Raw genomic sequence first — 25,947 nt, 5'->3', positions numbered from 1 at the left:
GGGGGCAAAGCCTGATCTTCATCGCCCCAGCACCTCGGCCGGCGTGACGCCTTGCTGGCGCAGCGTGCGCACGGCCAGCGCGTCATGGCGCTTGGCGAGGCGGCGGCCTTCGCGGTCGAGCACCAGCGGGCAGTGGTACCACTCCGGCTCTGGGTAGCCGAGGGCGCGGTAGAGCAGAATCTGCCGCGCTGTCGAGACCAGCAGGTCGCGCCCGCGCACCACCTCGGTGATTTCCATCTCGTGGTCATCCACCACGACGGCAAGCTGGTAGGCCGGTACATCGTCGCGCCGCCACACCAGAAAGTCGCCAAAATCCTGCCCGGCCACCAGCCGCTGCGGGCCAAAGTAGCCGTCGGTGAAGGGGATGGCCTCGCCATCGGGCACCTGAAAGCGCCAGTTTGCTCCGGCGGGGCTGCGATAGCGGCGTTCCTCCTCCATGCCGGGCCGCGAGCGCAGCGTGCGCGGCGGGCGGCAGGTTCCCGGATACATGGGCCCCTCATCGCCGCCGCCTTCGCCCTCGTGCGGAGCCTGCGCGGCGCGCAGCAGGTCGCGGCGGCTGCAGGTGCAGGGGTAAATGAGCCCGGCGGCGTAGAGACGCTCCCACGCCGCCAGGTAAAGCTCGCGGCGCTCGCTCTGCGCGTAGGGTGCGTGCGGGCCGCCGACGTCGGGGCCCTCGTCCCAGCGAATGCCGAGCCAGTGCAAATCCTGAATGGCGGCGCGGCTGTACTCTTCGCGCGAGCGCTCGGGGTCGAGATCTTCATCGCGCAGCACCAGCGTACCGCCGCGCGCACGGCAGCGCTCAAAGGCGGTGTAAAAGGTGCGCGCGTGGCCTACGTGCAGGTAGCCGGTGGGCGATGGCGCAATGCGGCCGCGGTAGGACACCCGCTCAGTGTACGGGATGGCCGCAGGGGAGAAGTGTGGAGAGAAAATGCGAAAGCCCGCGCAGAGCCTGAAAATCGGCTCCGCCCGGGCTTTGTGCCATCAGGGCAGGCAGGCCGGTTGCGGCGGGCCTGCCTGCAATGTGGCTGGAATCAGGAGACCTTGCGGTTGGCGTCCGTGATGTTGCGCGCGGCTTCCTTGGTGTTGCCCCAGGCTTCCTTGACGTTGCCCTTCACCTGATCGGCGCGGCCTTCGTTGGCGAGGCGTTGGTTATCCACGGCTTCTCCGGCGGTCTCTTTCACTTTGCCGGTCACCTGATCGATTTTGCCGCTGACTTGATCTTTGTTCATAGGTCCCATCCTTCTTCCCGGGAGTGCGTTCGCACCGTGCGAATCGGTACCCGGGAGAATTGTCGTAGCCAGTACGATGGCACGTTTCGATGGAAAGGATGTTTACGGAAAGGCCGATAAACACTGGCGAAAAAGGTTGCCTTGGGCAAGGCGATGAGCATAAGTCTGAGCAGAAAGAAGTTATCTCATCCGTAGCATTCTTATTTCGCTGCAGTGACTAAAACAGGTCAGGAATATTGGTGAACGCAATGCGCGTGGGCGCGGCCGCCTTGGCCAGCAGCATGCTCGCCGGGGCCAGTGTATCCAGACCATATTTGAGATTCACACGGTCGATGGTGGTGGTCAGGCTGGTGCGGCGCGCCTCGGTTTCGAGCGAAGAGAAGAGGCTCAGCGTGTGCAGATGGTCCGGCACCAGGTTGCCGAGCCACACGCCCACAAAGAAGGGCTTCTGATGCGCCGGTCCCGTGGGGCGCAGCTCCCACAGTTTGCGCAGCGCCTCTACGAGCGTCTGGTTATCCTGGCACTCGATCACCGTGGTGCCCTGCGCCCAGCCAAGCTGAGGAATGCCGGAGTAATGCTTCCGGTGCGCCTCGCTTTTGGGCACGGCAAATTTCAGGGTGAGCGAGACGTGTGTCGTCCAGAGCCGGGCGGTGCGCAGGCGCATGGCGGCCTTGTGCAGCAGCTTGTGCGCGACGGCATACGCGCCTTCCACGCTGCGCAGCTCGGGCGGCAGCACATGGCTCTGGCTGATGGACTTGTTGTGCTCCAGCTCGGCGTCATGGAAGTCTTCGCCGCGCAGCCAGTGCCAGAGCTTTTCGCCGTTCACGCTGCCCCAGGCGCGGCGCATGCCGTCGCGGTCCAGGGCCAGCAGCTCGTCCATGGTGTGAATGCCGGCCTCGTGCAGGCGCTTCTCCATGCGCGCGCCCACGCCGGGCAGATCGCGCGGTACCAGGCGGCGCAGCGCGGTGTCGAGAATGTCCGGGGTCAGCGCCACCAGGCCATCGGGCTTGTCCATATCCGAGGCGACCTTGGAGAGATACCGGTTCGGTGCCAGCCCCACCGAGCAGCGCAGTGTCTCGCCCACGCGGCGGCGAATGGAGCCCTTCACTTCGCGCGCGAGATCGAGCGCGTGGCGCAGCGGCTGTTCGCGGCCGAGCAGACGGCAGGCCATCTCATCGATGCTGCAGACGGCGGCCACAGGCACGCACTGTTCCACGGCTTCGACGATGCGCTTGTGGTAGTCCACATAAGCCTCATGGCGGGCCTCGACAAACACAATGCCGGGGCAGAGCCGCCGCGCCTCGGCCACCTGTGTGCCGGTGCGCACACCGTAGGCCTTGGCCTCATAACTGGCGGCGATGGCACAGGTGGTTTCAGCCTTCACCGGCACCACGGCGATGGGCCGGTTGCGCAGCTCCGGGCGCAATTGCTGCTCCACCGAGGCGAAGTAGGAGTTGAGATCGAGAAAGAGCCACTGCAGGCGCGGCTCGGCGGCGGCCGTGGCCGTGGGAGAAGCGCCGGATTGGAGGGGTGGGAGCGGCATCGCGGCGATGATTCGCCTTTTCTTCCCTATTGTGTCACGCCGGCCGCGGCAGTATCGGCGGTTTTTCCCGGTTTTTTCAAATTTTGGCCAGATTTTTATTTACGAAAAAGCATTGCATGCCGGATGCACGAGTGCGATCATGGCCGTGAGATTTTCCGCCGATTTATTGCATGGAAGGAAAACTTGGCACAGCGATTGCGTGTCTAACAGAGTGGAGTTAACACAACATGTGGTTCCTGCATATGCACGAAGTGCTGTACCGGCTGAGTCACTGGGAGGGTCTGATCCCGGCGATTCTGGTCACCGTGGGTGTGGGACTGCTCGTCGGCTGCTCGCTGGGCTGTAGCTGCGGTCCTTGCAAAGAGAAGGACGATCTCTTTCATCGCCATACCTCATAAGGGTTTTGCCCGTCCCCCGATCCGGTTCGCCTCCCCCGCGAACCCGCTCCGCGTTTTCGCCTGACCTTTTTTGTTTTCGTCGCGCATCCGTGCAGGTACCTGGCGCGCGGCAGAGCTCTGCCTCGCTCTTCTATAATCCGTTGCGATGAACAAGCATGAACACGCGGTGGCCGAACTGGAGCGCCGCAATCGTCTGGCAGAAGAGGGCGGCGGAGCCGAACGCCGCGAGCGGCAGCACAAAGAGGGCAAGCTTTCGGCCCGGGAACGCATCGAGCTGCTGCTGGATGAAGGCACCTTTGAAGAGACAGACAAGCTGGTGGAGCACCGCTGCACCGACTTCGGCATGGGAGAGAAGCGCATCCCCGGCGATGGCTTCGTCACCGGCTATGGCCGCATCGATGGCCGCGTGGTCTTCGTTTTTGCGCAGGACTTCACCGTCTTCGGCGGCTCGCTCTCTGAGTCGAACGCCGCCAAGATCGTCAAGCTGATGGACATGGCCATGCGCGTAGGCGCGCCGGTGATCGGCCTCAATGACTCAGGCGGCGCGCGCATTCAGGAAGGCGTGGTCTCGCTGGCCGGGTATGCCGATATCTTTCTGCGCAACACGCTGGCCAGCGGCGTGGTGCCGCAAATCTCGGCCATTCTGGGCCCCTGTGCGGGTGGCGCGGTGTATTCGCCCGCCATCACTGACTTCACGCTGATGGTCGACAAGACCAGCTACATGTTTGTGACCGGGCCAGACGTCATCAAAACGGTCACGCACGAAGAGGTCACCAAAGAGAAGCTGGGCGGCGCCACCACGCACAACGAGGTCTCGGGCGTCGCGCACTTCATGGCGCATGATGACCGCGAGTGCCTGGCCATGGTGCGCGAGCTGTTCAGCTTTATCCCGTCGAACAATCTCGATGACCCGCCGCGCCGCCCGTGCAGCGATCCCATTGACCGCGCCGACCGCGATCTCGACACGCTGGTGCCGTCGGAATCGACGCAGCCCTACGACATCAAAGACGTGATCCACCGGCTGGTGGATGACGGCTACTTCTTTGAGGTGCAGGAGCATTATGCGCCGAACATCGTGGTGGGCTTTGCGCGCTTGAATGGGCGCTCCATCGGCATTGTGGCCAACCAGCCGGCGGTGCTGGCCGGCGTGCTTGACATCAATGCCAGCGTCAAGGGCGCGCGCTTCGTACGCTTCTGCGATGCCTTCAACATTCCGCTGCTCACGCTTGAAGATGTGCCGGGCTTTTTGCCCGGCGTCGATCAGGAGTACGGCGGCATCATTCGCCACGGCGCAAAGCTGCTCTATGCCTTTGCCGAGGCGACGGTGCCCAAGATGACCGTCATCACGCGCAAGGCTTATGGCGGCGCGTACTGCGTCATGAGCTCGAAGCACCTTCGCACCGACATCAACCTGGCGTGGCCCACGGCGGAGATTGCCGTCATGGGCCCCGAAGGCGCAGTGAACGTGGTCTATGGCCGCGAGTTTGAAAAGGTGCTTAAAGAGACCGCGGAGCGCGAGGGCGGCTCGCTGAGCGAAGAGCGCAAGGCCGAGGTGCTGGCCGCGATTCGTTCGGAGAAGGTCGAGGAGTTTCGCGAGCAGTTTGCCAATCCTTATGTCGCTGCCGAGCGCGGCTATGTGGATGCCGTGATTCCTCCGCGCGAGACACGGCGGCGGCTGATTGCGGCGCTCGAAATGCTCGACGGCAAGCGCGAGAAAAATCCGGCCAGGAAGCACGGCAATATTCCTTTGTAACGTGCCTTGAGGCTCAACCTCCGCATCTCCCGATGACGACAGGCCGCATGGCCGCATCTTATGGACAGAAATCCTGAGGTGCTGCCATGTCCCCCATCGCATCCCGCCGTTCGGCCTTGCCGTTGAGTGAGCGCCCCGCGCCTGAAAATGCCCGCGCCCTTGCGGCCGTGGAGCCGGACCGGACCATGACCGTCTCGGTGCTGGTGCGCCGCAAAAAGCCGCTGGTGCTGGCCGATCTCGAAGGCAAAAAACTCACCCACCGAGAGTTTGAGCGCCGCTACGGGGCCAGCGAAAAAGACTTTGCCACAATCGCGAAGTTTGCCGCCGGGCACGGCCTGGCGGTGGACCATCACGCCTCGAGCCTGGCCCGCCGCACCGTCGTGCTGCGCGGCACAGCCCGGCAGATGCAGCAGGCCTTTGGCGTGACGCTGCACGACTATGAGGACTCAGAGACGCAGCAGCGCTACCACTCCTTCACCGGGGCCATCACCGTGCCGGCCGCGCATGCGCGCATCATTGAGTCGGTGCTGGGGCTCGACGCGCGGCCCATTGCGAAGCCTCACTTTCGGGTGCGCAAACGATCCGCAGCCGCCACCGGAGCAGTGAGCTTTAATCCGCCGCAGGTTGCGAGCCTTTACAGCTTTCCCACGGGCGTTGACGGCTCCGGCGAAACCATCGGCATTCTGGAGCTGGGCGGCGGCTATGAGACCAGCGACATTCAGCAGTACTTCAGCGGCCTCGGCATCCAGCCGCCCACCGTGGTCGCGGTCTCTGTCGATGGAGCGGTGAACGCTCCCGGCAATCCGAACGGGGCCGATGGCGAAGTGGCACTCGACATTCAGGTGGCCGGCTCGATTGCTCCCGGTGCGAAGCTGGCCGTCTACTTTGCGCCAAACACGGAGCAGGGCTTTGTGGATGCCATCACCACCGCCGTGCATGACACGGCCAACAAGCCTTCGGTGCTCTCCATCAGTTGGGGAGGGCCGGAGTCTTCATGGCCGCAGGCCGCCGCGCAATCGCTCAACAACGCCTGCGAGTCGGCTGCGGCACTCGGCGTCACCATCACGGTGGCCTCCGGCGATAACGGCTCGACCGACGGCGTGCAGGATGGCCAGAACCACGTGGATTTTCCGGCCTCCAGCCCCTACGTGCTGGCCTGCGGCGGCACCTATCTGGCGGCGGTGAATAACGGCGTTCCGCAGGAGTCGGTGTGGGACGATCTCGCAAGCGGCGGCGGCGCAACGGGCGGCGGAGTGAGTGCGCTTTTCCCCCTGCCCGCCTGGCAGACGGGCGCGAATGTGCCCGGCGGCAGCATGCGCGGCGTGCCCGATGTGGCCGGCGATGCCTCGCCCGAGTCCGGCTATAACGTGCTCGTGGACGGCCAGCCGCAGGTCGTGGGCGGCACCAGCGCGGTGGCTCCGCTGTGGGCCGCGCTGATTGCGCTCGTGAATCAGCAGAAGGGCGAGGCGGCCGGCTTTGTGAATGCGGCGCTTTACCAGAATCCATCGGCATTTCATGACATCACGCAGGGCAGCAACGGGGCCTATGCCGCGGCTCCCGGATGGGACCCATGCACCGGCCTGGGTTCGCCCATGGGGACGGCGATTGCGAAAATCCTGGCTTAGAACAGGCTCCAGGGACTCGGTACAATTTTGAGCATGAGCCACGCCTCTGCCGCGCAACAGATTGAGTCGCTGCGCGAAAGCATTCGCCATCACGAGTACCTCTACTACGTGCAGGATCAGCCGGAGATCGACGATCTCGCTTTCGACGAGCTGATGCGCAAGCTGCAGCGCCTTGAGGCGGAGCACCCTGAGCTGATCACGCCCGACTCGCCCACGCAGCGCGTCGGCGGCAAGCCCAAAGAGGGCTTTGCCAAGGTGGCGCACTCGCGCCCGATGCTCTCGCTCGACAATGTCAACAGCGAAGAGGAACTGCGCGACTGGGAGCGCCGCGTGCGCGAGCAGGCCGGGCAGAATGCGGAGATCGAGTACGTCTGCGAATACAAGCTCGACGGCCTCTCGATGGCGCTGCACTACCGCGACGGACAACTGGCGCGCGGGCTCACGCGCGGCGACGGAGAAATCGGCGAAGACGTCACGACCAACGTGCGCACCATTCGCTCAGTGCCGCTTTCGATTGCAGACGGCAAGTTGCAGCAGGCCAAAATGCCCGCAAACTTTGAGGTGCGCGGCGAAGTGGTCATGCCCTTTACGGCCTTTGAAAAGCTGAACGAAGAGCGCGAGGCGCAGGGGCTTGCGCCGGCCGCGAATCCGCGCAATGCGGCGGCCGGCACCATTCGCACGCTTGAGCCGAATATCGTCGCGCAACGGCGGCTCGACTTCTACGCCTACTTTGCGCTCACTGAGAAAGGCGAAGACGCCTTCGGTGAGCAGGAAGAGGCGCTCGACGCGCTGGCCACACTGGGCTTTCGCGTCAACCAGCACCGCCACGCGGCCAAAAGCATTGAGACGGTGGTCGAGTTTGTGAATCGCGCCGAGGAGCATCGCAGCCGCCTCGGCTATGAGATTGATGGCGTGGTGGTCAAGGTGAACTCCGCGGTGCTGCAGCGGCGGCTGGGCTATACGGGCCGCGCGCCTCGCTGGGCCGTGGCCTACAAGTTTGCCGCTCGCTCCGGGGTCACGCAGGTTGAGGACATTCAAGTGCAGGTGGGCCGCACCGGCAAGCTCACGCCCGTGGCCTGGCTGGCTCCCGTGCAGGTGGGCGGCACCACCGTCACGCGCGCCACGCTGCACAACGCCGATGAAATTGAGCGGCTGGGGCTCCGCATCGGCGATTTTGTGCGCATCGAGCGCGGTGGCGACGTGATTCCTAAAGTCGTCGAAGTCGTCGATGACGCCGAACATCCGCGCGGCACAAAGCACTTTCACTTTCCGCACGCCTGCCCGGCCTGCGGCAGTGAAGTGGTGCGCACGCCCGGCGAGGCGGACTACCGCTGCGTCAACACCGATTGCCCGGCGCGTCTGCGCGAGAGCCTGCTGCACTTTGCCTCGCGCGGCGTCATGAACATTGAGGGCATGGGCGAGGCCATTGTGATGCAGTTGCTGGGGCGCGGCCTGGTCAAGACGGTTTCAGACATCTACTCGCTCACAGAGGAGCAGCTTGTCAGCCTCGAGCGCATGGGCAAAAAGTCCGCCACCGCGCTGCTGGGTGAGATTGACAAGTCGCGTCAGGCTCCGCTCGACCGTGTGCTCTTTGGCCTCGGCATTCGCTTTGTGGGCGAGCGCACGGCACAGGCACTGGCCGAGGAGTACGGCTCCATGGATGCGCTCATGCAGGCTTCGCGCGAAGAGCTGGAGCGCGTGAATGACGTGGGCCCGCGCGTCTCCGAGGCCATTCGCGAGTTCTTTGATGAGCCGCGCAACCGCGATCTGGTGGAGCGGCTGCGCGAGGCGGGCCTGCGCTTCACCGGCGAAAAGCGCAAAAAGACCAGCCAGCTCGCAGGGCTGACCTTTGTGCTCACCGGCACGCTGCCGGGCTTGAGCCGCGATGAAGCCAAGGGAAAGATCGAAAATGCGGGCGGGCACGTCTCCGGCTCAGTGAGCAAAAAGACGAACTACGTCGTGGCCGGCGCCGATGCCGGATCGAAGCTCGAAAAAGCAAACAGCCTCGGCGTTCCGGTGATCGACGAGGCTGCGCTTATTAAGATGCTCGAGACGGAGCAGGCTTGAAAGCCTACTCCAGCTTGGGCGTGAAGTAGCCCTTCATCGCGTGGACCTTGTACTTGTGTTCCAGGCAATAGAGGTAGATCGAGCGGAACTGCCCATTCGCCTTGAAGTCTGCCGGTTTGTAGACCAGCGCATACTGGCTGCGCAGTTCGTCTTCCACAGAATTGAAGCTGGCGGGCAGGTTGGTGATCACGCGCGGAAAGAAGGCGCGTCCGCCGGTCTCTTCGGCCATCTTGCGCAGAATGTCGTCGCCGGGGTCCGGCGTTGGATCAGTGTCGGTGCTGACGGCGTAGATTGCAGTCTGCGCGCGCTGGCATTCCTTGATGGCGTCGGTCAGGTAGGCGTGGCTCTGATTGTCGTCGCCGTCTGAGACCAGGATGATGGCGCGGCGCACATAGATCGGTCCGCTGGCCGCATTCAGCAGCTTGTCGCGGCAGGCGCTGTACACCGCGTCATAGAGCGCGGTGCCGCCGCCCGGGTGCAGATCCTGAATGGCCGAGGAGAGCGTGTCGAGATTATTGGACCAGTTCAGGATGAAGTTCGGCGCTTCATCAAAGCCCTCGACAAAGGCCTCGTCGGTCTTGGGGCGCAGCACCTGCAGCAGAAAGTTGGTCACCGCCTGCTGCTCAAACTGAAAGCGTTCGCGAATCGACGTGCTGGTATCCACCAGAATGCCGAGCCGCAGCGGCAACTGCGTCTGCTGCGTGAAGCTGTAGACGGCGGCCGGTGCGCGGTGGTCATCGAGCAGCGCGAAGTCGCTCTCCTTCAGGTTCTTCACAAAGTTGCCGTGGCTGTCCGTGACGGTGAAGACCAGGTCCACTTCGTTGACGTTGGTGGTCAGCGTGAAGGTGGGGTGAGCAGGCGACGAGCCCGGCTGCTGCTGGACCGGCTGAAGAGGCTGCGGCTCTGGCTTCTGCTGCTGCGCGGGCGCTTGCGACGTCTGGGCCAATGCGCTGGCGGAAAGGAGAACAGAGAAGGCGAGTGCCGCAACAGTGCGTGCATGAGAACGCTGGAATACGGTAATCATTGGCCTGCCATTATCTTAGCAAGACGTTGCTGCCCGCCCGGGGTGAGCAGGGCCGCCCGGCTTCCCGGCGCAATTTCTGGGCGTGGCCGCCGCAGGCTCCGGTTTGCTCTGCCCGGGGCGGTCGCGGCACAATCAAACCCATGAGCAAGCAGGCAGTGGCAACCAAAGGTGCTCCAGAGGCAATTGGGCCTTATTCGCAGGCCGTGCGCGTGGGCGATTTTCTCTACACATCCGGGCAGGTGGCGCTCGATCCCCAGACCGGCGCAATGTCCTCGGGCGGCATCGAGGAGCAGACCGTGCGCGTCTGCGAAAACCTCAAGGCCGTGCTGGCCGCGGCCGGCGCCGGCATGCAGCAGGTGGTGAAAACCACCGTCTTCCTCAAGCAGATGAGCGACTTCGCTGCCATGAACGCGATCTATGCCCGCTATTTTGCGCCCGAGGGCGAGGTGGCTCCGGCGCGGTCCACGGTGGCCGTGGCGGCGCTGCCCAAGGATGCGCTGGTGGAAATCGAAGTGATTGCAAAACTGTAACCGTTGGCGCGCATTCTAAATCTCAAGAGAGAAGGAGAACATCATGGACAAGATTCAGAAGAGCGACGCCGAGTGGCGCGAAGAGCTGACCCCGGAGCAGTACTACATCCTGCGGCAAAAGGGCACGGAGCCTGCATTCACCGGCGCGCTCTACCGCAATCACGACAGCGGAGCCTATCACTGCGCCGCCTGCGGAGCGCTGCTGTTCAAGAGCGACACCAAGTTTGAGTCCGGCAGCGGATGGCCGAGTTTCTGGAATCCGGCCGAAAATGCCGCCGTCGAAGCGCATGAGGACAACAGCCACGGCATGCGCCGCATTGAGGTCACCTGCGCGCGCTGCGGCGGCCACCTGGGGCACGTTTTCCCTGACGGACCCCGCCCGACGGGCCTGCGCTATTGCATCAATTCCGCCTCGCTGCGCTTTGAAAAAGAGAAATAGGGTTGTTCGGCCGGGCGGCCTCTGTTACCCTCATCAACAATCACGGATGAAGAGCACTTCCCACCTTCGCTGCTGTTGTTGCCACGCCTGTTGCGCGTGTCGCGGCTTCGTCCGTGCGTGCATGTGCTGTTGTTGTTGACTGCGCGCAGCCCTTCCTGCTTGTCACACCCAAAGTTTGCTGAACCACATTTTTCTGAAGAATCTGCCCTACCCGGATTCTTCTCTCAGCACCGTCGCACGGCGACTATTTTGAGGTTCTATGCTGGCCACCGAGCAATCTGCCTCTTCTCAAACTCTCTCTCACGGCTCTGACCGCGCGGCGCGTCTCAGCCATCTGCGGCTGCTCGAAGCCGAGAGCATCCACATCCTCAGGGAAGTGGCCTCGGAGTTCGAGCGGCCCGTCATGCTGTACTCCATCGGCAAAGACTCCTCGGTGATGCTGCGGCTGGCGGAAAAAGCCTTCTATCCCGGGCCCATTCCGTTTCCGCTGCTGCACATTGACACCGGCTTCAAGTTTGCCGAGATGCTTGAGTTCCGCGACAACATGGCCAAATCCATTGGCGCGGAGCTGCTGGTGTGGCGCAATGAGCCCGCCATCGCCGCCGGAACCAACCCCATCGCGCTCGACACCAAGCGCTGCTGCGCGCTGCTCAAGACGCAGGCGCTGCTCGACGCGCTGCGCCACTATGGCTTTGACGCGGCCTTTGGCGGTGCGCGCCGCGATGAGGAAAAGGCGCGCGCCAAGGAGCGCATCTACTCCTTCCGCGACGGCAGCGGCCAGTGGGACCCCAAGAATCAGCGCCCCGAGTTGTGGAACCTCTACAACGCGCGCATCCATCCGGGCGAGAGCATTCGCGTCTTCCCGCTCTCCAACTGGACCGAGATGGATGTGTGGCAATACATCCACGAAGAAAACATCCCCATCGTCGATCTCTACTACGCGAAAGAGCGGCCCATGTATGTGCGCGGAGAAACCCTGCTGCCCATTGAGCAGGACTTCGTGGCCTGGCCCGGCGAGAAGCCGCAGATGGTCCGCTCGCGGCTGCGTTCGCTGGGCTGCAGCCCCTGCACCGGCGCCATTCGTTCTGACGCGGACACGCTGCCGAAGATCATCGCCGAGCTGTTGTCGTTCCGCTCCTCAGAGCGCGCCAACCGCGTGATTGACCACGATCAGGAAGGCTCCATGGAGATCAAGAAGCGGGAGGGGTATTTCTAAAATGTCTTCTCCGGGTTTGGAATCAAAACAGTTACAAAATGATCTGGCCGCCCCGTTTTCCATCGACGAGTTTCTCGCTCAGGAGCGCGGCAAGGACCTCTTCCGCTTCTCCACCGCCGGCTCGGTCGATGACGGCAAGTCCACGCTGATTGGCCGCCTGCTCTATGACACGCGCAGCGTCTATGACGATCATGTGCGCTCCATTGAGGGCAAAGGCACCACCGGCGCGGGCCAGCTTGACTTTGCGCTGCTCACCGACGGCCTGCGTGCCGAGCGCGAGCAGGGCATCACCATTGACGTGGCCTATCGCTACTTTGCAACCGCGCGGCGCAAATTCATCATTGCCGACACACCCGGCCACGAGCAGTACACACGCAACATGGCCACCGGCGCATCCACGGCCGACGCGGCCATTGTGCTGGTCGATGCGCGCAAAGGTGTGCTCATCCAGTCGCGCCGGCATGCCTATATTGCTTCGCTGCTGGGCGTGCGCCACATTCTGGTAGCCGTCAACAAAATGGATCTGGTGGACTACAGCCAGCAGGTCTTTGACGAGATTCAGCGCGAGTTTGCCGCGTTTCTTGAGAGCGCCAGCGCGGGCAACCTCAAAGCCAATCTCTACTTTTTGCCGGTGAGCGCGCTGCTCGGCGTCAACGTGGTGCATCGCTCGCCAGAGACGCCCTGGTACACGGGGCCGTCGCTGTTGGAACTGCTCGAATCGCTGCCGAGCGTCGAAGGCGCGGGCGAGGCCGCCCTGCGCTTTCCGGTGCAGCGCGTCGTGCGGCCGAATCAGAACTTCCGCGGCTTCGCCGGGCAAATTGCCTCGGGAACGGTGCGCGTGGGCGATGACATCACGGTGCTGCCCTCGGGCCGCAGTTCGCGCGTCGAGCGCATCGTCACCTTTGACGGTGATCTCGCGGAGGCGCCGGCGCCGCTCTCCGTCACGCTCACTCTCGAAGACGAGCTCGACATCAGCCGCGGTGACCTCATCACGCACAGCGACTCGCAGGCGCAACTGGCGCGGCGATTCGATGCCTCGCTCGTCTGGATGGACGCCGAAGCGCTCGATCCTGAGCGGCGTTATCTGCTCAAGCACACCAGCCACAGCGTGCCGGTGCGTTCGCTGCGCGTACTGCATCGTGTCGATGTCGGCACGCTTGATCAATCCCCGGCCGTCAGCCTCGCGATGAATGAGATCGGCGTCGTCGAGATTGAGACGCGGCGGCCGCTGGCGCTCGATCGCTATGCGGACCTGCGCTCGACCGGAGCCTTTGTGCTCATCGATGCCAAGACCAACGCGACGGTCGCGGCCGGCATGGTGCGCGCGCTGCATCGCGAAGAGCTGAGCGCCATGCGCCGTGGTCCCGTGACGCCCGAGTTGCGCGCACAGCGCTGGGGTCATGAGGGCATGGTGGTTGAGCTCACCGGTCCCGCCGAACTTGCCGATGTGCTGGAGCATGCGCTCTTTGATCTGGGCGCGGTCACCGTGCGCGCCTTGCAGCGTGCGCCAGGGCTGCATGCGGCGCTGACCTCAGCCGGCGTTCTGGTGCTCGTGCATCAGGAGGGCCCCGCCCCCGCTGAACTGAGCTTTGACGGCGGCGCGTCGCTGACCGTGGAGACCGATGACCTGAACGCCGCGGTGGCCGCGTTGATCCGGCATCTGCGCGAACACAAGGTACTGCAATAGGAGCAATCGATGAGCGAGAACAGCAGCGGGACTCTGAGTCCTGAATTGAGCGAGAAGCTGGCGCGCGTGCGCGGCCACCTGCAGCAGGCCTTTGCCTCTGCGCCTGCCAACGAAGATGTCTGCATCACGTGCAGCTTTCAGGCTGAGGATGTGCTGCTGCTGAAGCTCGCCCTTGAGCTTCGTCCCGAGATTCCTACGCTGTTTCTCGATACCGGCTATCACTTTGCCGAGACCTATGCCTACCGCGACCAGATCGCCGAGGCATGGAAGGTGAACCTCATCAATCTGTTGCCCGCGAAAACTGTTGCCGAGCAGGAGGCCGAGTTTGGCCTGCTCTATCAGCAGAGCCCTGACCGCTGCTGCGGCCTGCGCAAAGTTGAGCCGCTCTTTCGTGCCGTTGCCGGTTACAAAATCTGGTTCACGGGCCTGCGCCGCGAGCAGGCAAAGAGCCGCGCCGCGCTCGAGGAGTCCGCACCCTTCACGCTGCCCGGCGGCCAGCAGGTGCTCAAGGTGAGCCCGCTCGCCGACTGGACCACCAAAGACGTCTGGTACGCCTGCCAGCACTACGGCATTCCGCTGCTGTCGCTTTATGACAAGGGCTACTCTTCCATCGGCTGCGAGCCCTGCACCTTTCTGCCGTCTGATCCCAACGATCCGCGCTCGGGCCGCTGGGGCGGCCGCAAAGTGGAGTGCGGCATTCACATTCAGGCCGCACCGGCGCAATCGTAACCGTATCGGATGCAATATCTTCTTGGCGGTCTGATCGCCGCGTTCATCGCGCTCACCGGCGTCGGAGCGGGCACCATCACGGTGCCGCTGCTGATCCTGTTTCTGCATGTGCCCGCCGTGGTGGCGGTCACGGTGGGCCTGATGTACTCGGCCGCCGTGAAGCTGATTCTGGTGCCCGCGCAGATCTGGCGCAAAAACGTCTCATGGAAGGTGCTGGGCTTCATGCTGGCGGGCGGCGCGCCCGGCGTGCTGATCGGCGCGCTGCTGCTGCGGCGCTTTGCCGGTCCCGGCGCCGAGCGCGGGGTGGAAGGCGTGCTCGGCCTCATCCTCATCTTTACGGCGGTCTATCAAATTATCTTTTCCTTCCGCCCGGTCACGGCGCGCCCTGAGAATCAGAACAAGCTGCGCCTGCTGCCGCTGCTGATGCTGCCTGTCGGCGCGGAGGTGGGCTTTTCCTCCGCCGGAGCCGGAGCCCTCGGCAGCGCCGCCCTGCTGACGCTCACCCAGCTCACGCCCGCGCAGGTGGTCGGCACTGACATTCTCTTCGGCTTCACGCTCTCCCTGCTGGGCGGCAGCGCGCACTGGTTTGCACATACGCTCAACGCGCATCTGCTGCTGCACATGGTGGAGGGCGGCGCCATCGGCGCGGTGCTGGGCACATTGCTCGCGCCCCGGGTGCCAAAGCGTCCGCTGCGCTTCGCCCTCTGGATCTGGTTGCTGCTGATCGGCAGCATGTTTGTGTACCGCATCTTTTTTGCGGGCTGAGGACGGCCATGCCCGGCGCGTTTTGCCAGGCGGAAAGAAATCTGCTCCCCGTGTGGACTCCCGCCCATATTCCCCGTCTAACGGGGCAGTGAAACTCCGCCGGTCTTTGCCGCTCGCTCTCGCTTTGCTTTCGCTGCTCGCCGTGCCCGCGGTCAGCCGGGCGCAGCAGTGGCCGCCCCCGCATCATGGCTTCTGGGGTCCGCCGTGGCGCGCCCCTGTAGCGCATTCCGCCACATTTCGCATCGACGGTTCGGTGATTCAGGTGGATTTCGCCCCCGGGCCGCTCGACCTTTCCACGGCGCAGGTGCTCGACTGGGTGAAGAATGCCGCCAGCTCTGTCGCGACCTACTACGGGCGTTTTCCGGTATCGCTCGACCGCATTCTGATTGTGCCCGCTCCGGGCCGCGAGGGGGTGCTGCAGGGCACCACATGGGGCGATGTGGGCGGCAATCCGGCCTTCACGCGCATGCGCATCGGCCAGCACACCACAGCGGACGATCTGAACCGCGACTGGATGATGACGCACGAGATGGTGCATACGGCCTTTCCTACCCAGCAGGACGATCATCATTGGATCGAAGAAGGCCTCGCGACCTATATTGAGCCGGTCGCCCGCGTGCATAACGGGCTGTTGCCCGCGCGCAAAATCTGGTGGGACATGATGCGCGACATGCCGCAGGGCGATCCGCCGCCCGGCGACAAAGGCCTCGACCTCACGCAAACCTGGGGGCTCACCTACTGGGGCGGCGCGCAGTTCTGCCTGCTGGCCGACGTGGAGATTCGCGAGCAGACGCACAATCGCATGGGGCTTGAGGACGCGCTGCGCGGCATTGTGAATCATGGCGGCAACATCAGCCAGAACTGGCCGCTCACAAAGGCGCTGGCCGTGGGCGATGCCGCCACCGGCACGCATGTGCTCGAAGACCTTTATGCCCGCATGGGCGATCATCCGGTCAAGGTGGATCTAACGGCGCTATGGAAGAAGCTGGGCGTGGTGCGGGAGGGAGACGGCGTGCGCTTTGACCGCAGCGCGCCCGAGGCGTCGATTCGCAAAGCCATCACCGCCATGCCGGCCACGGGCCGCATCGCGCCCAGGGGATATACCCCGGCCCCTGTGCCCGCGAATCAGTCTTCGCCCGGCCCGCATGTGCAGACGGTGGCCGGCGCAGGGGGAGCGCCGTCGTCGCGGGCGAAGCTCACAGCCATGAAAAAGCTCCTCACGCGAGGAGCTTTTTACTTGGCGCAATCGAATTCAAGCCGCGAGGGCAAAGGCCGCAAGGCCAGGCTTACGCCTTGGTGATCTTGCCGGACTTGATGCAGCTGGTGCAGACGCGCACCCGCTTGTTGGCTGTGGGGCCAACCTTGACCTTGACCGGACGCAGATTGACGTTCCAGCGGCGGCGCGTCACATTGTGCGCGTGCGAGATGTTGTTGCCGAACTGCGGGCCTTTGCCGCAGATTTCGCAGACCTGAGCCATGACTCACTCCGAAAAACTTGGGTATATCAGACCAGTTGCGCCCGGGCTGGCCGAGGGCTGCGGCTCACAAACTGCCGCGCGATCCGGCCTGCTTCCCGGCGCCCATGCAGACAAACTGATGCCCACTCTGGTGCCGAACTCTAAGTGTAGCCCAGCCGGAGCCGGAGGGCAAATTAGAATGGCAATACCGCATGGCTGAATCTCCTCGATCCTCATCTTTGCCCCGCCCCACGGCCGCGGCCGAAGCCCCGAACGGCGGCGCCCTCGCGCGCTTCCCCTGGGTGATCTTCTGGGTGGGCCTCGTGCTGCGCCTGGGCTACATGACCTTTGCGCACACCTGGCACATCCGCACGCACTGGAACCATTTCGAGTTCGGCTACGAGATGGGCCGCATCGCGCATTCGCTGGTGACCGGGCATGGCTACGGCAATCCTTTTTGGGGCTTGAGCGGTCCCACGGCCTGGGAGCCGCCGCTCTATCCGTGGCTGCTGGCCGGCATTTTCAAGGTGTTTGGCGACTACTCGCCGCTCTCGGCCTGGGTGACGCTGGCTCTCAACTGCGTCTTCGGCGCGTTCACCCTGCCGGCCGTCTGGCAGATTGCCCGCCGCTGCTTCTCCCGCAAAGTGGCGGTGTGGGCCACGTGGATCTGGGCGTTGTATCCCGCCGCGCTGCAATACGACGAGCGCTGGGTCTGGGAGATGTCGCTGACCTGCATGCTCTTCGCATGGGTGCTGGCGCTGGCGCTCAGAATGCGCGGCATCGGCGAGCCGGGCGAGGCACGCGCCGAGGGGGCCACTCCCGGCCGGTGGGCGCTGTTTGCCGTGCTGTGGGCGCTGATTGCATTCAGCAATCCCTCGCTGCAGCTCTTTTTGCCGGCGTGCGGCCTCTGGATTCTGTGGGGCTCTCCCCGATGGAAGCGCCAACTGGCTTACGGCACCATGGCGGCAGTGATCTTTCTGGGCTGCCTCGCGCCGTGGGTCTATCGCAACTGGGTGGTTTTCCATCACTTCATCCCGGTGCGGTCTGACTTTGGTTTCGAGTTTTTTGACGGCAACGGGCCCGGCTCGACCGGCATGATTCGCGAGTATGACCAGCCTTTTCAAGACCCCGTGCAGATGCGCAAGTACCGCCAGATGGGTGAGATTGCCTGGATGCAGTGGCACATGCAGGAGACCAAAGCCTATCTGGCCAGGCATCCCGGCCACTTCTGGCGGCTGACGCCCAAGCGCATTTACATGTACTGGGCCGGGGTTCCGGCGGCTGCCAGCCCCAAGTGGTGGGCTGATCTTGGCCGCAGTCTCAATTTTGAGTTCACGAGCCTGGCCGGGCTCTTTGGGCTGGCGCTGGCCCTGCGGCGCAAAGCTGCCGGCCGGTGGCTCTTCTTCTGGGCCTTTGCCCTGCTGCCGGTCACCTATTACCTCATCACGGTGCATGCGCGCTTCCGCCATCCGCTGGAGCCGCTCATCGATATTCTTGGGGTGTACCTCTTCCAGTCGGCGGAAAAGAGCTGGAGAGTCAGAGGATTTTCACGTCATGCCTAAAGCACTCGTCACCGGCGGAGCCGGATTTTTCGGCGGCCTGCTCAAGCAGCGCCTGCTTACCGACGGCTGGGAGGTCGTGAGCTATGACCGCGTGCCCGACGCGGCCCGCCACGAACGGCTCACCAGCATTCTGGCCGACCTGCGCGACGGCGCGCGTGTGGAGCAGGTCTTTGCCGCGCATCGCTTCGACGCGGTCTTTCATTGCGCGGCGGCGCTGGCGCATGGGCTGCACATCGACAAGCAGGACATCTGGACCTCGAACGTGGACGCCACCCGCCTGCTGGCCGGGACGGCGCAGCGGCACGGCGTGCCCAAGTTTATCTTCCTCTCGACCAACTGCCTATGGGCGCGCAACCTCGGTCATCCGGTGGCCGAAGACGAGCCGCCGCAGCCGGTGGAGATTTACGGCGAGTCCAAATGGGCCGGCGAGAAGGAGCTGGCCAGGATCGCGGAGAACGGCGGCAGCATGGACATCGTGATGCTGCGCTGCCCGACCATCATCGACAGCGGACGGCTCGGGCTGCTGGCGATTCTCTTCGAGTTCATCCACGAGAACAAGACGGTATGGGTGGTGGGCGATGGCGGCAACCACTACCAGTTCATCTATGCCGAAGACCTGGCCCAGGCCTGCCTGCTGGCGCTGAAGGCGAAGGGCTTCCATCTCTTCCATGTGGGCTCAGACAACGTGCCATCGCTGCGCCAGACCTACGAGGCGGTGATTGGCGCGGCGGGCAGCCGGTCGCGCGTGCGCAGCCTGCCCAAGGGGCCTACGCTGGCGCTCATGCAACTGGCGCATCATCTGCATCTGTCTCCGCTGGGGCCGTACCACTACCGCATGATTGCCGAGGACTTTGTCTTTGACACCTCCGCCATCAAGCGCGAATTGGGCTGGCAGCCCACGCTCACCAACGGGCAGATGCTCGAACGCGCCTACCGCTACTACGCCGAACGCAGCCGCGAGATTCACGAGCGGGAGAATGTCTCGGCGCACTCGAAGCCGGCCTCGATGGGGCTGATCCGTCTGCTGAAGTGGCTTTCCTGAGAAAATTGCACCTGTATCCGCGCGTAGAGTGAATCAAATGAAACAAGAGTTTACTTCTTCTTCGGCAGCTTCTTGCCGGCCGCGATGAGTTTTTTGCGCTCGCTTGCGGGCAGGGCCAGCGTCTCGCGGATGCGTTTGGGCATTTTGGCTTCCACCCGGTCGCGGGCCTCGCGCAGCAGGTCCTTCAACTCCGGGGCGGGCAGGGCCTGCCAGTCTTCGAGCGCGATCCAGTGGGCGCGGGCCAGGTAGGGCGCGGGAAAGATGCCTTCGCGCTCGACCAACTCGGCGAAGCGCTCCGGGCCGGCGGCAAAGGAGAGCACGGCGCGGCCGTCTCCCTCAAGGTTGGCCAGCGCGAACATCTTGCCGCCGAGGCGCTTGTCGCCCACCCAGAAGACGAGGTTCGCGCCCCACTGCATGGTTTCTTCGACGTGGGGCAGGGCGAGCAGATAGCTGCGAAGGCGTTCGGCGTCCATGGGATGGAGAGTAGCAGGTCAGCAAGTCAGCAAGTGAGCAGGTCAGCGAGTGAGCAAGTCAGCGGGTCAGCCGGGTAGCAAGTCAGCGAGTCGGCAGGTCCGCTGAGGAGACCTGCCGATTCTGGACTAGCTAATTGTCCGTGCCTTGCCATCGGCCAGCCCAGTAGGGGCGGCCCTGCGCATCGCGCAGCAGGAGCGTTTTGCCGCCTTTGACCACCTGGCGGGCCACCATGATCTGGGCTCCGTGATACAGAATTCTGGAGCCGGTCACGTTGATCTTGTCGCCCTTGGCAAAGGCGAAGTCTTTGCGGTGGATGTAGGCCGCGGGCCCGAGGTGAACGTCATAGGTGATTCCGGAGTTAGCTTCCAGAGTGAGGTGAAGTCCATCCCAGCCATGATTGCCGGGGATGGTTTCGACCGCAGTCACCTTTCCGGAGACGGTGAGTTCGGTGTTGGGATCATACAGCCGGCTGCCCATGCCCATGCCCATGCCGGAACCCATCTGTGGGAATGCGGCCGGGGCCAGGGAAAAGATGAGGGCGAGGAGTGCGAGGATGGCGAGCCAAAAGCGTCGGGACATAGGGACGCCTGCCTTTCCGGCAGCGGCGGTTCGTTGGCCCCGCGTGCTGGTGGCGGCTGTTCGGGAGCGGGAGGGGGAAGGAACAGCCTGCGCGAGCCGGGAGCATTCGCTGCCTGCGGATTACAGGCTGATTGTCCGCCCGCAGGCAAAGCGCGGGAAGTGACGGGTGTCCTATGCAGGGGCGCCGATTTGTGGGCGCAAATCGGTGGCTACTTGCCGGCGTAAAACTCGCTGCGCTTGCGGCTGTAGAAGAAATAAATCACGAGGCCGATGGCGAGCCAGGCAAAGAAGCGCACCCAGGTCATGACCTCAAGGCCCATCATGAGCAGCACGCAGAAGACGATGCTCAGCACCGGGAAGACCGGGCCGAAGGGCACGCGGAAGCTGCGATGGCGGTGGGGGTCCTGATAGCGCAGAATAAGCACGCCGGCTGAGACCAGCACAAAGGCAAACAGCGTGCCGATGTTCGAGAGGTCGGCTACTGTGCCGATGTCGAGCAGTCCTGCCGGAATGGCCACAACAATGCCTGCTACCCAGGTGGAGACGGCCGGGGTGCGGTAGCGCGGATGCACACGCGAAAAGATGGTGGGCAGCAGGCGGTCGCGCGACATGGCAAACCAGACGCGCGCCTGGCCGATCTGGAAGACCAGAATTGACGAGACCATGCCCAGAATGGCCCCGACCAGCACGGCCAGATGAATGTAGCGCAGCAGGTGTCCGCCGCTCTGCTGCGAGAGGTGGCGCAGAGTGTTGACCACCGGCGCGGCGTCGTCGGCCATGGTGTTCCAGTGGCGCAGGCCCACCAGCACGGTGGCCACGCCGAGGTAGAGCAGGGTGCAGACGATGAGCGTCGCGATGATGCCGATGGGCAGGTCGCGCTGCGGATTCTTGCACTCCTCGGCGGCGGTCGAGACCGAATCGAAGCCGATATAGGTGAAGAAAATGATGGAGCCGCCGGTCAGGATGCCCGACCATCCGTTGGGGGCAAAGGGATGGTAATAGCTCGGGTGAATGAACTGCGCCCCGGCCAGAATGAAGACCAGGATGGCGCCGATCTTGAGCAGCACCATGATGTTGTTGGTGCGCGCGGACTCGCGAATGCCATGCACCAGCACCATGGTGATGACCATGACGACGATGAAGGCCGGAATGTTGAAGCCGAAGTGCCATCCCGGCTGGTAGAGCACATGGCCGGAGAAATCCTGCAGGCCGCTGGGCAGATAGGCGGGCGAGATCCATTTGAGCGGCGGATGGATGCCGAACCAGTCCATCAGGTCCACCATGTGCCCGGCAAAGCCCACGGAGACGGCCATGTTGGAGAAGGCGTACTCGAGGATCAGGCTCCAGCCGTTGATCCACGCAATCAGCTCGCCCAGAGTGGCATACGTATAGGTGTAAGCCGAGCCGGCGATGGGGATCATGGAGGCGAGCTCGGCATAGCAGAGCCCGGTGAATCCGCAGACGATGGCGACCAGCACCAGCGAAAAGGCCAGCGCGGGGCCCGCGCCGGGGCGGCCCGCCATGGCGTGATGCCGCACCAGAAAGTCGAGCAGCGGCGTGTTCAGCACCGAAGAGGTGCTGAACTGCTGGCCGCTGATGGCCGTGCCGATGACCGTGAAGATGCCCGAGCCCACCACCGCGCCAATGCCGAGAGCAATGAGCGAGATGGGGCCAAGGGTCTTGCGAAGCCGCCGCTCCGGGTCTTCTGACTCGGCGATCAGCTTGTCAATGGACTTTCTGGTGAAAAGCTGCGACAGGGCGCACTCCTGCATGTAGAGGTGAAAACCGGAGTGTACCGGGTTCGCCAGCCTTGCGCAAAGTGGAAAGGCAAGGCTGGCGAGATGGATTCAGAGGCTTAGCGCTTGCCGAGGGTGCGCGTGAGCTTCTTGATCTTCTTCTTGTTGGCGCCGCGCGGGGTGGTGCGCTTGGCCTTGGGAGCAGCCTTCTTGCGGGCGGTGCGCTTGATTGCCTTGCGCTCTTCCTTGTTTTCAACGGTCCTGGTGTTTGCCATGATTCTCAAAAATCCTTCGTATGCGAGTGTGTGTCCGGAGCGAGGTCCGGCGAATGTCCGGGAGCGGGCGCGGTTTTAACAGGTGTCTAAAGGCGCTCGAGCTGGGCAAATTTCTCCACCAGCTTTTTCACTCCAAACTTTGCAAATTGTACCGTAATCTTCGCGTTTTCCCCTTCGCCATCCCGCTGAAAGACGATGCCTTCGCCGTATTTCGGGTGCCGGACGCGCTGGCCGTTGCGCAGACCCGTGTTGCCGGAAGGCGCGGGAACGTCGAGCCGGGGCCGCGCGGACTTGCCCGCGGGCGTGCCGGAGGCCGCGCCGCGCTTGCCGCCAAAGAACTGCGCGATGTTATCGAGCGATCCGCTGCCGCCGCCGCTGGAGCGGCCCGGATAGCTGCCGGAGCGGCTACCGGCTGCGCTGCCGTAGCGGCCTGCGCCACCCGAGGGCCGCGCACCGGCGCTCTGGTCCTCATCCTCATAGCTGTAATGGCGGCCGCTCATGTCGTCATAGCCGCCGCGGCTGCCGTAGCCGGAGCCATAACCGGAGCCGCCACTGCCCCAGGCAGGCGTGCCGCCGAGATTTTCAAGCAGGTGCGCCGGAATCTCCTCAAGAAAGCGCGAGGGCGTGCTGGCCTCGGGCATGTCATTGCCGTAGCGGCGGCGGTAGCGCGCGCGGGTAAGAATGAGCGAGTCCATGGCGCGCGTGAGCCCCACATAGCAGAGGCGGCGCTCCTCTTCCATCTGGTTGGGGTCTGTCAGCGTGCGCGAGTGCGGAAAAAGCCCTTCCTCCATGCCGGCCAGCACGACCATGGGGAACTCCAGGCCCTTGGCGGCGTGCAGCGTCATGAGCGTGACGCGGGCATCGGCGTCAAACTGGTCGGTGTCGCTCACGAGCGCGGCGTGGTCCAGAAACTCGTTGAGCGTCTCGCCGCGCTCCTGCGCGTCCTGCGCGGCGTTGGCCAGTTCCTTGAGGTTTTCAATGCGCGAGAAGGCCTCGGGCGTCGCCTCTTCTTCAAGCGCGCGAATGTAGCCGGAGCGGTCAATGAGGAACTTGATCAGCTCGGGCAGCGTGGCCGGGTCGCCGGGCTTGCGGAAGGCGGCAGCGTGCGGGTCTTCTTCCGCGGGCGTCTGGGGGGCGGCGGCGGGCGGCGTACGCTGGCGCAGCGGCTGCTTCGAGGCGGCGGCAAACGGATTGAAGGCGACCGGGTCGAAATCGGTGTCTGCCTCTGTGCCTGCTTCTGTGTTTGGGCTGCTGCTTTCCAGGGCGGGTTCCGCGTCTGGATGCGGCGTGAGCGCCAGTATGCCTTGCGCGTTGTCGCCAAAGTCAAAACCGGTGTCGGCGCTGGCGTCGGGGCTCGTCGTCTCGTCCGCTGCGGCGGCAAAGGAGAAATCCGTGTCGCTCTCCGGCTCGGCGGCGTCTGACATCTCACCGGATTCGGCGGCCACATCGGCGGCCAGCTTCTCAGCGAAATCGGGCGCCAGCAGCGCGCGGGCGTCTTCAATGAGGCGCACGAAGGTGTCGAGCGCGACCAGCGCGCGCGAGGGCAGCAGCTTTTCGCGCAGCGCGCGGACGATCCCGTTCCAGGTGCTGGTGCCGGTCTCAAGAGCGATGCGCTCCAGCGTCTCCATGGTGGTTTTGCCGATGCCGCGCGCCGGCGTGTTCACGATGCGCTGCAGCGCGATGGAGTCATTAGGGTTCTGCACCAGCTTCAGATAACTGAGCAGGTCTTTGATCTCGGCGCGCTCATAAAACGAGAAGCCGCCCACCATGGTGTAGCGAATGCCGTAGCGGCGCAGCGCCTCCTCCACCAGGCGCGATTGCGAGTTGGTGCGGTAGAGCACGGCCGCTCGCGGCTGCTCGGCGCTCTCGCCGGCCTTGCGCAGGTATTTCTGAATGGAGTCGGCGATGAAGAGCGCTTCATTCTCGCCGTCGGGCGCTTCATAGAAGCCGATCAGTGAGCCGCCCTCGCGCGAGGTCCACAGGCTTTTGCCCTTGCGCTGCTCATTGCGCGAGACGACCGCCCCGGCCGCCTCCAGAATCACCTGCGTCGAGCGGTAGTTCTGTTCCAGGCGAATGGTCTGCGCGTTAGGAAAGTCCTTCTCGAATTCGAGAATGTTGCGAATATCGGCCCCGCGCCAGGAGTAGATGCTCTGGTCTTCATCGCCCACCACGCAGACGTTGTGGCGTGAGCCGGCCAGCAGCTTCATCAGCTCATACTGCGGGCGGTTCGTGTCCTGATACTCGTCGATCAGCAGGTACTGGTAGCGGCGGTTGTAGCGCTCGCGCACCTCGGCGGAGGACTTGAGCAGGCGCACGGCCTCCAGCAGCAGATCGTCAAAGTCGAGCGCGTTGTTTTTGCGCAGGTCCTTGCGATAGGCCTCAAAAATGTGCGCCACCCGCTCGGCCACCGGATCGGAGGACTGCAGGTAATACTCCTGCGGATCGATCATGTGGTTTTTGGCCCACGAAATTTTTGAGAGCACCACGCGCGGCGTGAGCTGCTTGTCATCGAGGCCCATGCGGCGCATGATCTGCTTCACCAGCGACTGCTGGTCGCTCTCGTCATAAATGGCAAAGGTCTTCGTCAGGCCTTCGTTGCCGATGCGCAGCGCCTCAATGTCGCGGCGCAGCATGCGCACGCAAAAGGAGTGAAACGTCGCCAGCACCGGCTTGGCCAGCGTGCTGTGGCCGATGAGCGCATCGACGCGCTCGGCCATCTCCTTGGCAGCCTTGTTGGTAAAGGTCACCGCCAGAATGGAGTCGGGCGCGACGCCGCGCTCCTGAATGAGATAAGCGATGCGGTGCGTGATGACGCGCGTTTTGCCCGAGCCCGCTCCGGCCAGGATCAGCACAGGGCCATCGACGTTTTCCACGCCGGCGCGCTGCTGCGGATTGAGTTTGTCGAGTAGCTGCTGCAAGATGGGGTCCCTGACTCTATTTTAGTCGCTCGAAAACCGGATGCGCTCCGCATGCCCGGCGCGATCTGGACCGCGCGTGGAAAACCCGGTAGCTTCAAGAGCATGAGTGGTGTGGGACTGTCTCTGGAAGGCAAGGTGGCGCTCATTACCGGCGGCTCGCGCGGCATTGGCGCGGCCACGGTGGCGCTGTTTCATCAGGCGGGCGCGCGCGTGGCGTTCAATTTTCAGAATGCGCGGCAGCGTGCCGAAGAAGTAGTTGCAGCCTGCGGAGGCCCCGCGCAGTGCATGGCCTTGCAGCAGGAGCTTTCCACCCCCGCCGATGGACGCGCGCTGGTTGAGCGCACCGTCGAGGCCTTTGGGCGGCTCGATGCGCTGGTGGTCAATCACGGCATCTGGCCCGCGCATGACGCGCCCATTGCCACGATGAGCGATGAGCAGTGGCGCAAAACGCTCGCCATCAATCTCGACAGTGCCTTTGGGCTGGTGCAGGCCGCCGCGGGCCAGATGCAGAAGCAGGGGCGCGGCCCGCATGGGCAGGCGGCCGGGCACATTGTGCTGGTCAGCTCCACCGCCGGGCAGCGCGGCGAGGCCTTTCATGCGGACTACGCCGCCAGCAAGGGCGCGCTCATCAGCATGACGAAGGGCCTCTCGACCGAGCTGGCTCCGCAGGGCATCTATGTGAACTGCGTCGCGCCCGGCTGGGTGATGACCGAGATGTCCGCCTCCGCGCTGGCCGACCCCGCCACGCGCGAGAAGATTTTCTCCGTCATCCCTGTGCGGCGCGTGGCTGACCCCGTGGAGATTGCCGGGCCGATTCTCTTTTTATGCACGCCCTACGCGGGCTTCATGACCGGTGAAATCGTCAACGTGAACGGCGGCGCCGTGCTGGTGGGCTAGCG

The 25,947-nt window shown here is 64.0% G+C and carries 24 protein-coding genes; 14 read left to right on the top strand and 10 right to left on the bottom strand.

What is annotated here, in order from left to right; all coding sequences use genetic code 11:
• Positions 1 to 18: 18 nt before the first annotated feature.
• From gluQRS to ACP_RS08685, 3 genes are all read right to left on the bottom strand, one after another.
• A complete protein-coding gene (gene gluQRS / locus ACP_RS08695) occupies positions 19 to 882 on the bottom strand; it encodes a tRNA glutamyl-Q(34) synthetase GluQRS (protein ID WP_015896935.1) in 864 nt (287 codons plus the stop codon).
• Between the two features lie 149 nt (positions 883 to 1,031).
• Positions 1,032 to 1,229 (bottom strand): CsbD family protein, encoded by a 198-nt coding sequence (locus ACP_RS08690; RefSeq protein ID WP_015896934.1) that lies wholly within the window; start codon positions 1,227 to 1,229, stop codon positions 1,032 to 1,034.
• A gap of 217 nt (positions 1,230 to 1,446) precedes the next feature.
• Complete coding sequence (locus ACP_RS08685; RefSeq protein WP_015896933.1) at positions 1,447 to 2,772, bottom strand: Y-family DNA polymerase; 1,326 nt, start codon at positions 2,770 to 2,772, stop codon at positions 1,447 to 1,449.
• A 227-nt stretch (positions 2,773 to 2,999) separates the two neighbouring features.
• On the opposite strand from ACP_RS08685, the gene ACP_RS18310 reads away from it, so the two are divergent.
• The 4 genes from ACP_RS18310 to ligA all read left to right on the top strand — a co-directional run bounded on the left by ACP_RS18310 (position 3,000) and on the right by ligA (position 8,615).
• Positions 3,000 to 3,170 carry a hypothetical protein gene (locus tag ACP_RS18310; RefSeq protein ID WP_015896932.1) on the top strand — a complete coding sequence of 57 codons (171 nt, stop codon included), beginning with the start codon at positions 3,000 to 3,002 and terminating at the stop codon, positions 3,168 to 3,170.
• Positions 3,171 to 3,315: 145 nt separating this feature from the next.
• The gene (locus ACP_RS08680; RefSeq protein WP_015896931.1) at positions 3,316 to 4,923 is read left to right on the top strand and encodes an acyl-CoA carboxylase subunit beta; all 1,608 of its coding nucleotides are present in this window, start codon (positions 3,316 to 3,318) and stop codon (positions 4,921 to 4,923) included.
• 86 nt (positions 4,924 to 5,009) lie between these two features.
• Positions 5,010 to 6,548: a S53 family peptidase gene (locus ACP_RS08675; protein ID WP_015896930.1), complete on the top strand. Its 1,539-nt coding sequence runs from the start codon at positions 5,010 to 5,012 to the stop codon at positions 6,546 to 6,548.
• A 33-nt stretch (positions 6,549 to 6,581) separates the two neighbouring features.
• Positions 6,582 to 8,615: an NAD-dependent DNA ligase LigA gene (gene ligA / locus ACP_RS08670; RefSeq protein ID WP_015896929.1), complete on the top strand. Its 2,034-nt coding sequence runs from the start codon at positions 6,582 to 6,584 to the stop codon at positions 8,613 to 8,615.
• Between the two features lie 4 nt (positions 8,616 to 8,619).
• Here ligA and ACP_RS08665 read toward each other — a convergent pair whose 3' ends face one another.
• Positions 8,620 to 9,639, bottom strand: a complete 1,020-nt coding sequence (locus ACP_RS08665) for a VWA domain-containing protein (protein ID WP_015896928.1) — start codon at positions 9,637 to 9,639, stop codon at positions 8,620 to 8,622.
• A 140-nt stretch (positions 9,640 to 9,779) separates the two neighbouring features.
• Here ACP_RS08665 and ACP_RS08660 point away from each other — a divergent pair, with 140 nt between their 5' ends.
• The 7 genes from ACP_RS08660 to ACP_RS08630 all read left to right on the top strand — a co-directional run bounded on the left by ACP_RS08660 (position 9,780) and on the right by ACP_RS08630 (position 16,305).
• Positions 9,780 to 10,169, top strand: a complete 390-nt coding sequence (locus tag ACP_RS08660; RefSeq protein WP_015896927.1) for a RidA family protein — start codon at positions 9,780 to 9,782, stop codon at positions 10,167 to 10,169.
• A gap of 43 nt (positions 10,170 to 10,212) precedes the next feature.
• Complete coding sequence (msrB, locus tag ACP_RS08655; RefSeq protein WP_015896926.1) at positions 10,213 to 10,608, top strand: peptide-methionine (R)-S-oxide reductase MsrB; 396 nt, start codon at positions 10,213 to 10,215, stop codon at positions 10,606 to 10,608.
• Between the two features lie 259 nt (positions 10,609 to 10,867).
• Complete coding sequence (cysD, locus tag ACP_RS08650; RefSeq protein ID WP_015896925.1) at positions 10,868 to 11,824, top strand: sulfate adenylyltransferase subunit CysD; 957 nt, start codon at positions 10,868 to 10,870, stop codon at positions 11,822 to 11,824.
• A 1-nt stretch (position 11,825) separates the two neighbouring features.
• Positions 11,826 to 13,511: a sulfate adenylyltransferase subunit CysN gene (gene cysN / locus ACP_RS08645; protein WP_015896924.1), complete on the top strand. Its 1,686-nt coding sequence runs from the start codon at positions 11,826 to 11,828 to the stop codon at positions 13,509 to 13,511.
• A gap of 9 nt (positions 13,512 to 13,520) precedes the next feature.
• Positions 13,521 to 14,240, top strand: coding sequence for a phosphoadenylyl-sulfate reductase (locus tag ACP_RS08640; protein ID WP_052294758.1), 720 nt, complete (start codon positions 13,521 to 13,523; stop codon positions 14,238 to 14,240).
• Positions 14,241 to 14,249: 9 nt separating this feature from the next.
• A complete protein-coding gene (locus ACP_RS08635; protein WP_015896922.1) occupies positions 14,250 to 15,005 on the top strand; it encodes a sulfite exporter TauE/SafE family protein in 756 nt (251 codons plus the stop codon).
• 106 nt (positions 15,006 to 15,111) lie between these two features.
• A complete protein-coding gene (locus tag ACP_RS08630; protein WP_052294757.1) occupies positions 15,112 to 16,305 on the top strand; it encodes a hypothetical protein in 1,194 nt (397 codons plus the stop codon).
• Here ACP_RS08630 and rpmB read toward each other — a convergent pair.
• Positions 16,292 to 16,483, bottom strand: a complete 192-nt coding sequence (gene rpmB / locus ACP_RS08625) for a 50S ribosomal protein L28 (RefSeq protein WP_015896920.1) — start codon at positions 16,481 to 16,483, stop codon at positions 16,292 to 16,294. The two genes, ACP_RS08630 and rpmB, sit on opposite strands and share 14 nt — an antisense overlap.
• A gap of 191 nt (positions 16,484 to 16,674) precedes the next feature.
• Here rpmB and ACP_RS08620 point away from each other — a divergent pair, with 191 nt between their 5' ends.
• Both ACP_RS08620 and ACP_RS08615 read left to right on the top strand, forming a co-directional pair.
• A complete protein-coding gene (locus ACP_RS08620) occupies positions 16,675 to 18,024 on the top strand; it encodes an ArnT family glycosyltransferase (RefSeq protein ID WP_015896919.1) in 1,350 nt (449 codons plus the stop codon).
• Positions 18,017 to 19,066 carry an NAD-dependent epimerase/dehydratase family protein gene (locus ACP_RS08615; RefSeq protein ID WP_015896918.1) on the top strand — a complete coding sequence of 350 codons (1,050 nt, stop codon included), beginning with the start codon at positions 18,017 to 18,019 and terminating at the stop codon, positions 19,064 to 19,066. The genes ACP_RS08620 and ACP_RS08615 overlap by 8 nt, the downstream gene beginning before the upstream one ends.
• Positions 19,067 to 19,116: 50 nt before the next feature.
• On the opposite strand, the gene ACP_RS08610 is transcribed toward ACP_RS08615, so the two are convergent.
• The 5 genes from ACP_RS08610 to ACP_RS08595 all read right to left on the bottom strand — a co-directional run bounded on the left by ACP_RS08610 (position 19,117) and on the right by ACP_RS08595 (position 25,048).
• On the bottom strand, positions 19,117 to 19,539 hold the full coding sequence (locus ACP_RS08610; RefSeq protein ID WP_015896917.1) for an MmcQ/YjbR family DNA-binding protein: 423 nt from the start codon (positions 19,537 to 19,539) through the stop codon (positions 19,117 to 19,119).
• Positions 19,540 to 19,669: 130 nt separating this feature from the next.
• Positions 19,670 to 20,119: a MamS/MamX family magnetosome protein gene (locus tag ACP_RS08605; protein ID WP_015896916.1), complete on the bottom strand. Its 450-nt coding sequence runs from the start codon at positions 20,117 to 20,119 to the stop codon at positions 19,670 to 19,672.
• A gap of 209 nt (positions 20,120 to 20,328) precedes the next feature.
• On the bottom strand, positions 20,329 to 21,891 hold the full coding sequence (locus ACP_RS08600) for an amino acid permease (RefSeq protein WP_015896915.1): 1,563 nt from the start codon (positions 21,889 to 21,891) through the stop codon (positions 20,329 to 20,331).
• Between the two features lie 83 nt (positions 21,892 to 21,974).
• Positions 21,975 to 22,130 carry a hypothetical protein gene (locus ACP_RS18305; protein WP_169305955.1) on the bottom strand — a complete coding sequence of 52 codons (156 nt, stop codon included), beginning with the start codon at positions 22,128 to 22,130 and terminating at the stop codon, positions 21,975 to 21,977.
• An 86-nt stretch (positions 22,131 to 22,216) separates the two neighbouring features.
• Complete coding sequence (locus ACP_RS08595; RefSeq protein WP_015896913.1) at positions 22,217 to 25,048, bottom strand: ATP-dependent helicase; 2,832 nt, start codon at positions 25,046 to 25,048, stop codon at positions 22,217 to 22,219.
• Positions 25,049 to 25,150: 102 nt separating this feature from the next.
• Here ACP_RS08595 and ACP_RS08590 point away from each other — a divergent pair, with 102 nt between their 5' ends.
• Positions 25,151 to 25,945 carry an SDR family NAD(P)-dependent oxidoreductase gene (locus tag ACP_RS08590; protein WP_015896912.1) on the top strand — a complete coding sequence of 265 codons (795 nt, stop codon included), beginning with the start codon at positions 25,151 to 25,153 and terminating at the stop codon, positions 25,943 to 25,945.
• Positions 25,946 to 25,947 lie beyond the last annotated feature (2 nt).

The sequence above is a fragment of the Acidobacterium capsulatum ATCC 51196 genome (assembly GCF_000022565.1).
GTDB classification, from domain to species: Bacteria; Acidobacteriota; Terriglobia; order Terriglobales; family Acidobacteriaceae; genus Acidobacterium; species Acidobacterium capsulatum.
Note: the sequence above shows the minus strand (reverse complement) of the source record. Positions and strands in the feature narration are given on the sequence as shown.

Excerpts from the sequence above, each read along its gene's own strand:
- ACP_RS08685 (WP_015896933.1), bottom strand. The coding sequence starts at position 2,772 with ATGCCGCTCCCACCCCTCCAATCCGGCGCTTCTCCCACGGCCACGGCC.
- ACP_RS08590 (WP_015896912.1), top strand. The coding sequence starts at position 25,151 with ATGAGTGGTGTGGGACTGTCTCTGGAAGGCAAGGTGGCGCTCATTACC.
- ACP_RS18310 (WP_015896932.1), top strand. The coding sequence starts at position 3,000 with ATGTGGTTCCTGCATATGCACGAAGTGCTGTACCGGCTGAGTCACTGG.
- ACP_RS08665 (WP_015896928.1), bottom strand. The coding sequence starts at position 9,639 with ATGATTACCGTATTCCAGCGTTCTCATGCACGCACTGTTGCGGCACTC.
- ACP_RS08660 (WP_015896927.1), top strand. The coding sequence starts at position 9,780 with ATGAGCAAGCAGGCAGTGGCAACCAAAGGTGCTCCAGAGGCAATTGGG.
- ACP_RS08690 (WP_015896934.1), bottom strand. The coding sequence starts at position 1,229 with ATGAACAAAGATCAAGTCAGCGGCAAAATCGATCAGGTGACCGGCAAA.
- ACP_RS08635 (WP_015896922.1), top strand. The coding sequence starts at position 14,250 with ATGCAATATCTTCTTGGCGGTCTGATCGCCGCGTTCATCGCGCTCACC.
- ACP_RS08620 (WP_015896919.1), top strand. The coding sequence starts at position 16,675 with ATGGCTGAATCTCCTCGATCCTCATCTTTGCCCCGCCCCACGGCCGCG.
- ACP_RS08675 (WP_015896930.1), top strand. The coding sequence starts at position 5,010 with ATGTCCCCCATCGCATCCCGCCGTTCGGCCTTGCCGTTGAGTGAGCGC.
- ACP_RS08615 (WP_015896918.1), top strand. The coding sequence starts at position 18,017 with ATGCCTAAAGCACTCGTCACCGGCGGAGCCGGATTTTTCGGCGGCCTG.
- ACP_RS08640 (WP_052294758.1), top strand. The coding sequence starts at position 13,521 with ATGAGCGAGAACAGCAGCGGGACTCTGAGTCCTGAATTGAGCGAGAAG.
- cysD (WP_015896925.1), top strand. The coding sequence starts at position 10,868 with ATGCTGGCCACCGAGCAATCTGCCTCTTCTCAAACTCTCTCTCACGGC.
- ACP_RS08680 (WP_015896931.1), top strand. The coding sequence starts at position 3,316 with ATGAACAAGCATGAACACGCGGTGGCCGAACTGGAGCGCCGCAATCGT.
- msrB (WP_015896926.1), top strand. The coding sequence starts at position 10,213 with ATGGACAAGATTCAGAAGAGCGACGCCGAGTGGCGCGAAGAGCTGACC.
- cysN (WP_015896924.1), top strand. The coding sequence starts at position 11,826 with ATGTCTTCTCCGGGTTTGGAATCAAAACAGTTACAAAATGATCTGGCC.
- rpmB (WP_015896920.1), bottom strand. The coding sequence starts at position 16,483 with ATGGCTCAGGTCTGCGAAATCTGCGGCAAAGGCCCGCAGTTCGGCAAC.
- ACP_RS18305 (WP_169305955.1), bottom strand. The coding sequence starts at position 22,130 with ATGGCAAACACCAGGACCGTTGAAAACAAGGAAGAGCGCAAGGCAATC.
- ACP_RS08600 (WP_015896915.1), bottom strand. The coding sequence starts at position 21,891 with ATGCAGGAGTGCGCCCTGTCGCAGCTTTTCACCAGAAAGTCCATTGAC.
- ACP_RS08610 (WP_015896917.1), bottom strand. The coding sequence starts at position 19,539 with ATGGACGCCGAACGCCTTCGCAGCTATCTGCTCGCCCTGCCCCACGTC.
- ACP_RS08605 (WP_015896916.1), bottom strand. The coding sequence starts at position 20,119 with ATGTCCCGACGCTTTTGGCTCGCCATCCTCGCACTCCTCGCCCTCATC.
- ligA (WP_015896929.1), top strand. The coding sequence starts at position 6,582 with ATGAGCCACGCCTCTGCCGCGCAACAGATTGAGTCGCTGCGCGAAAGC.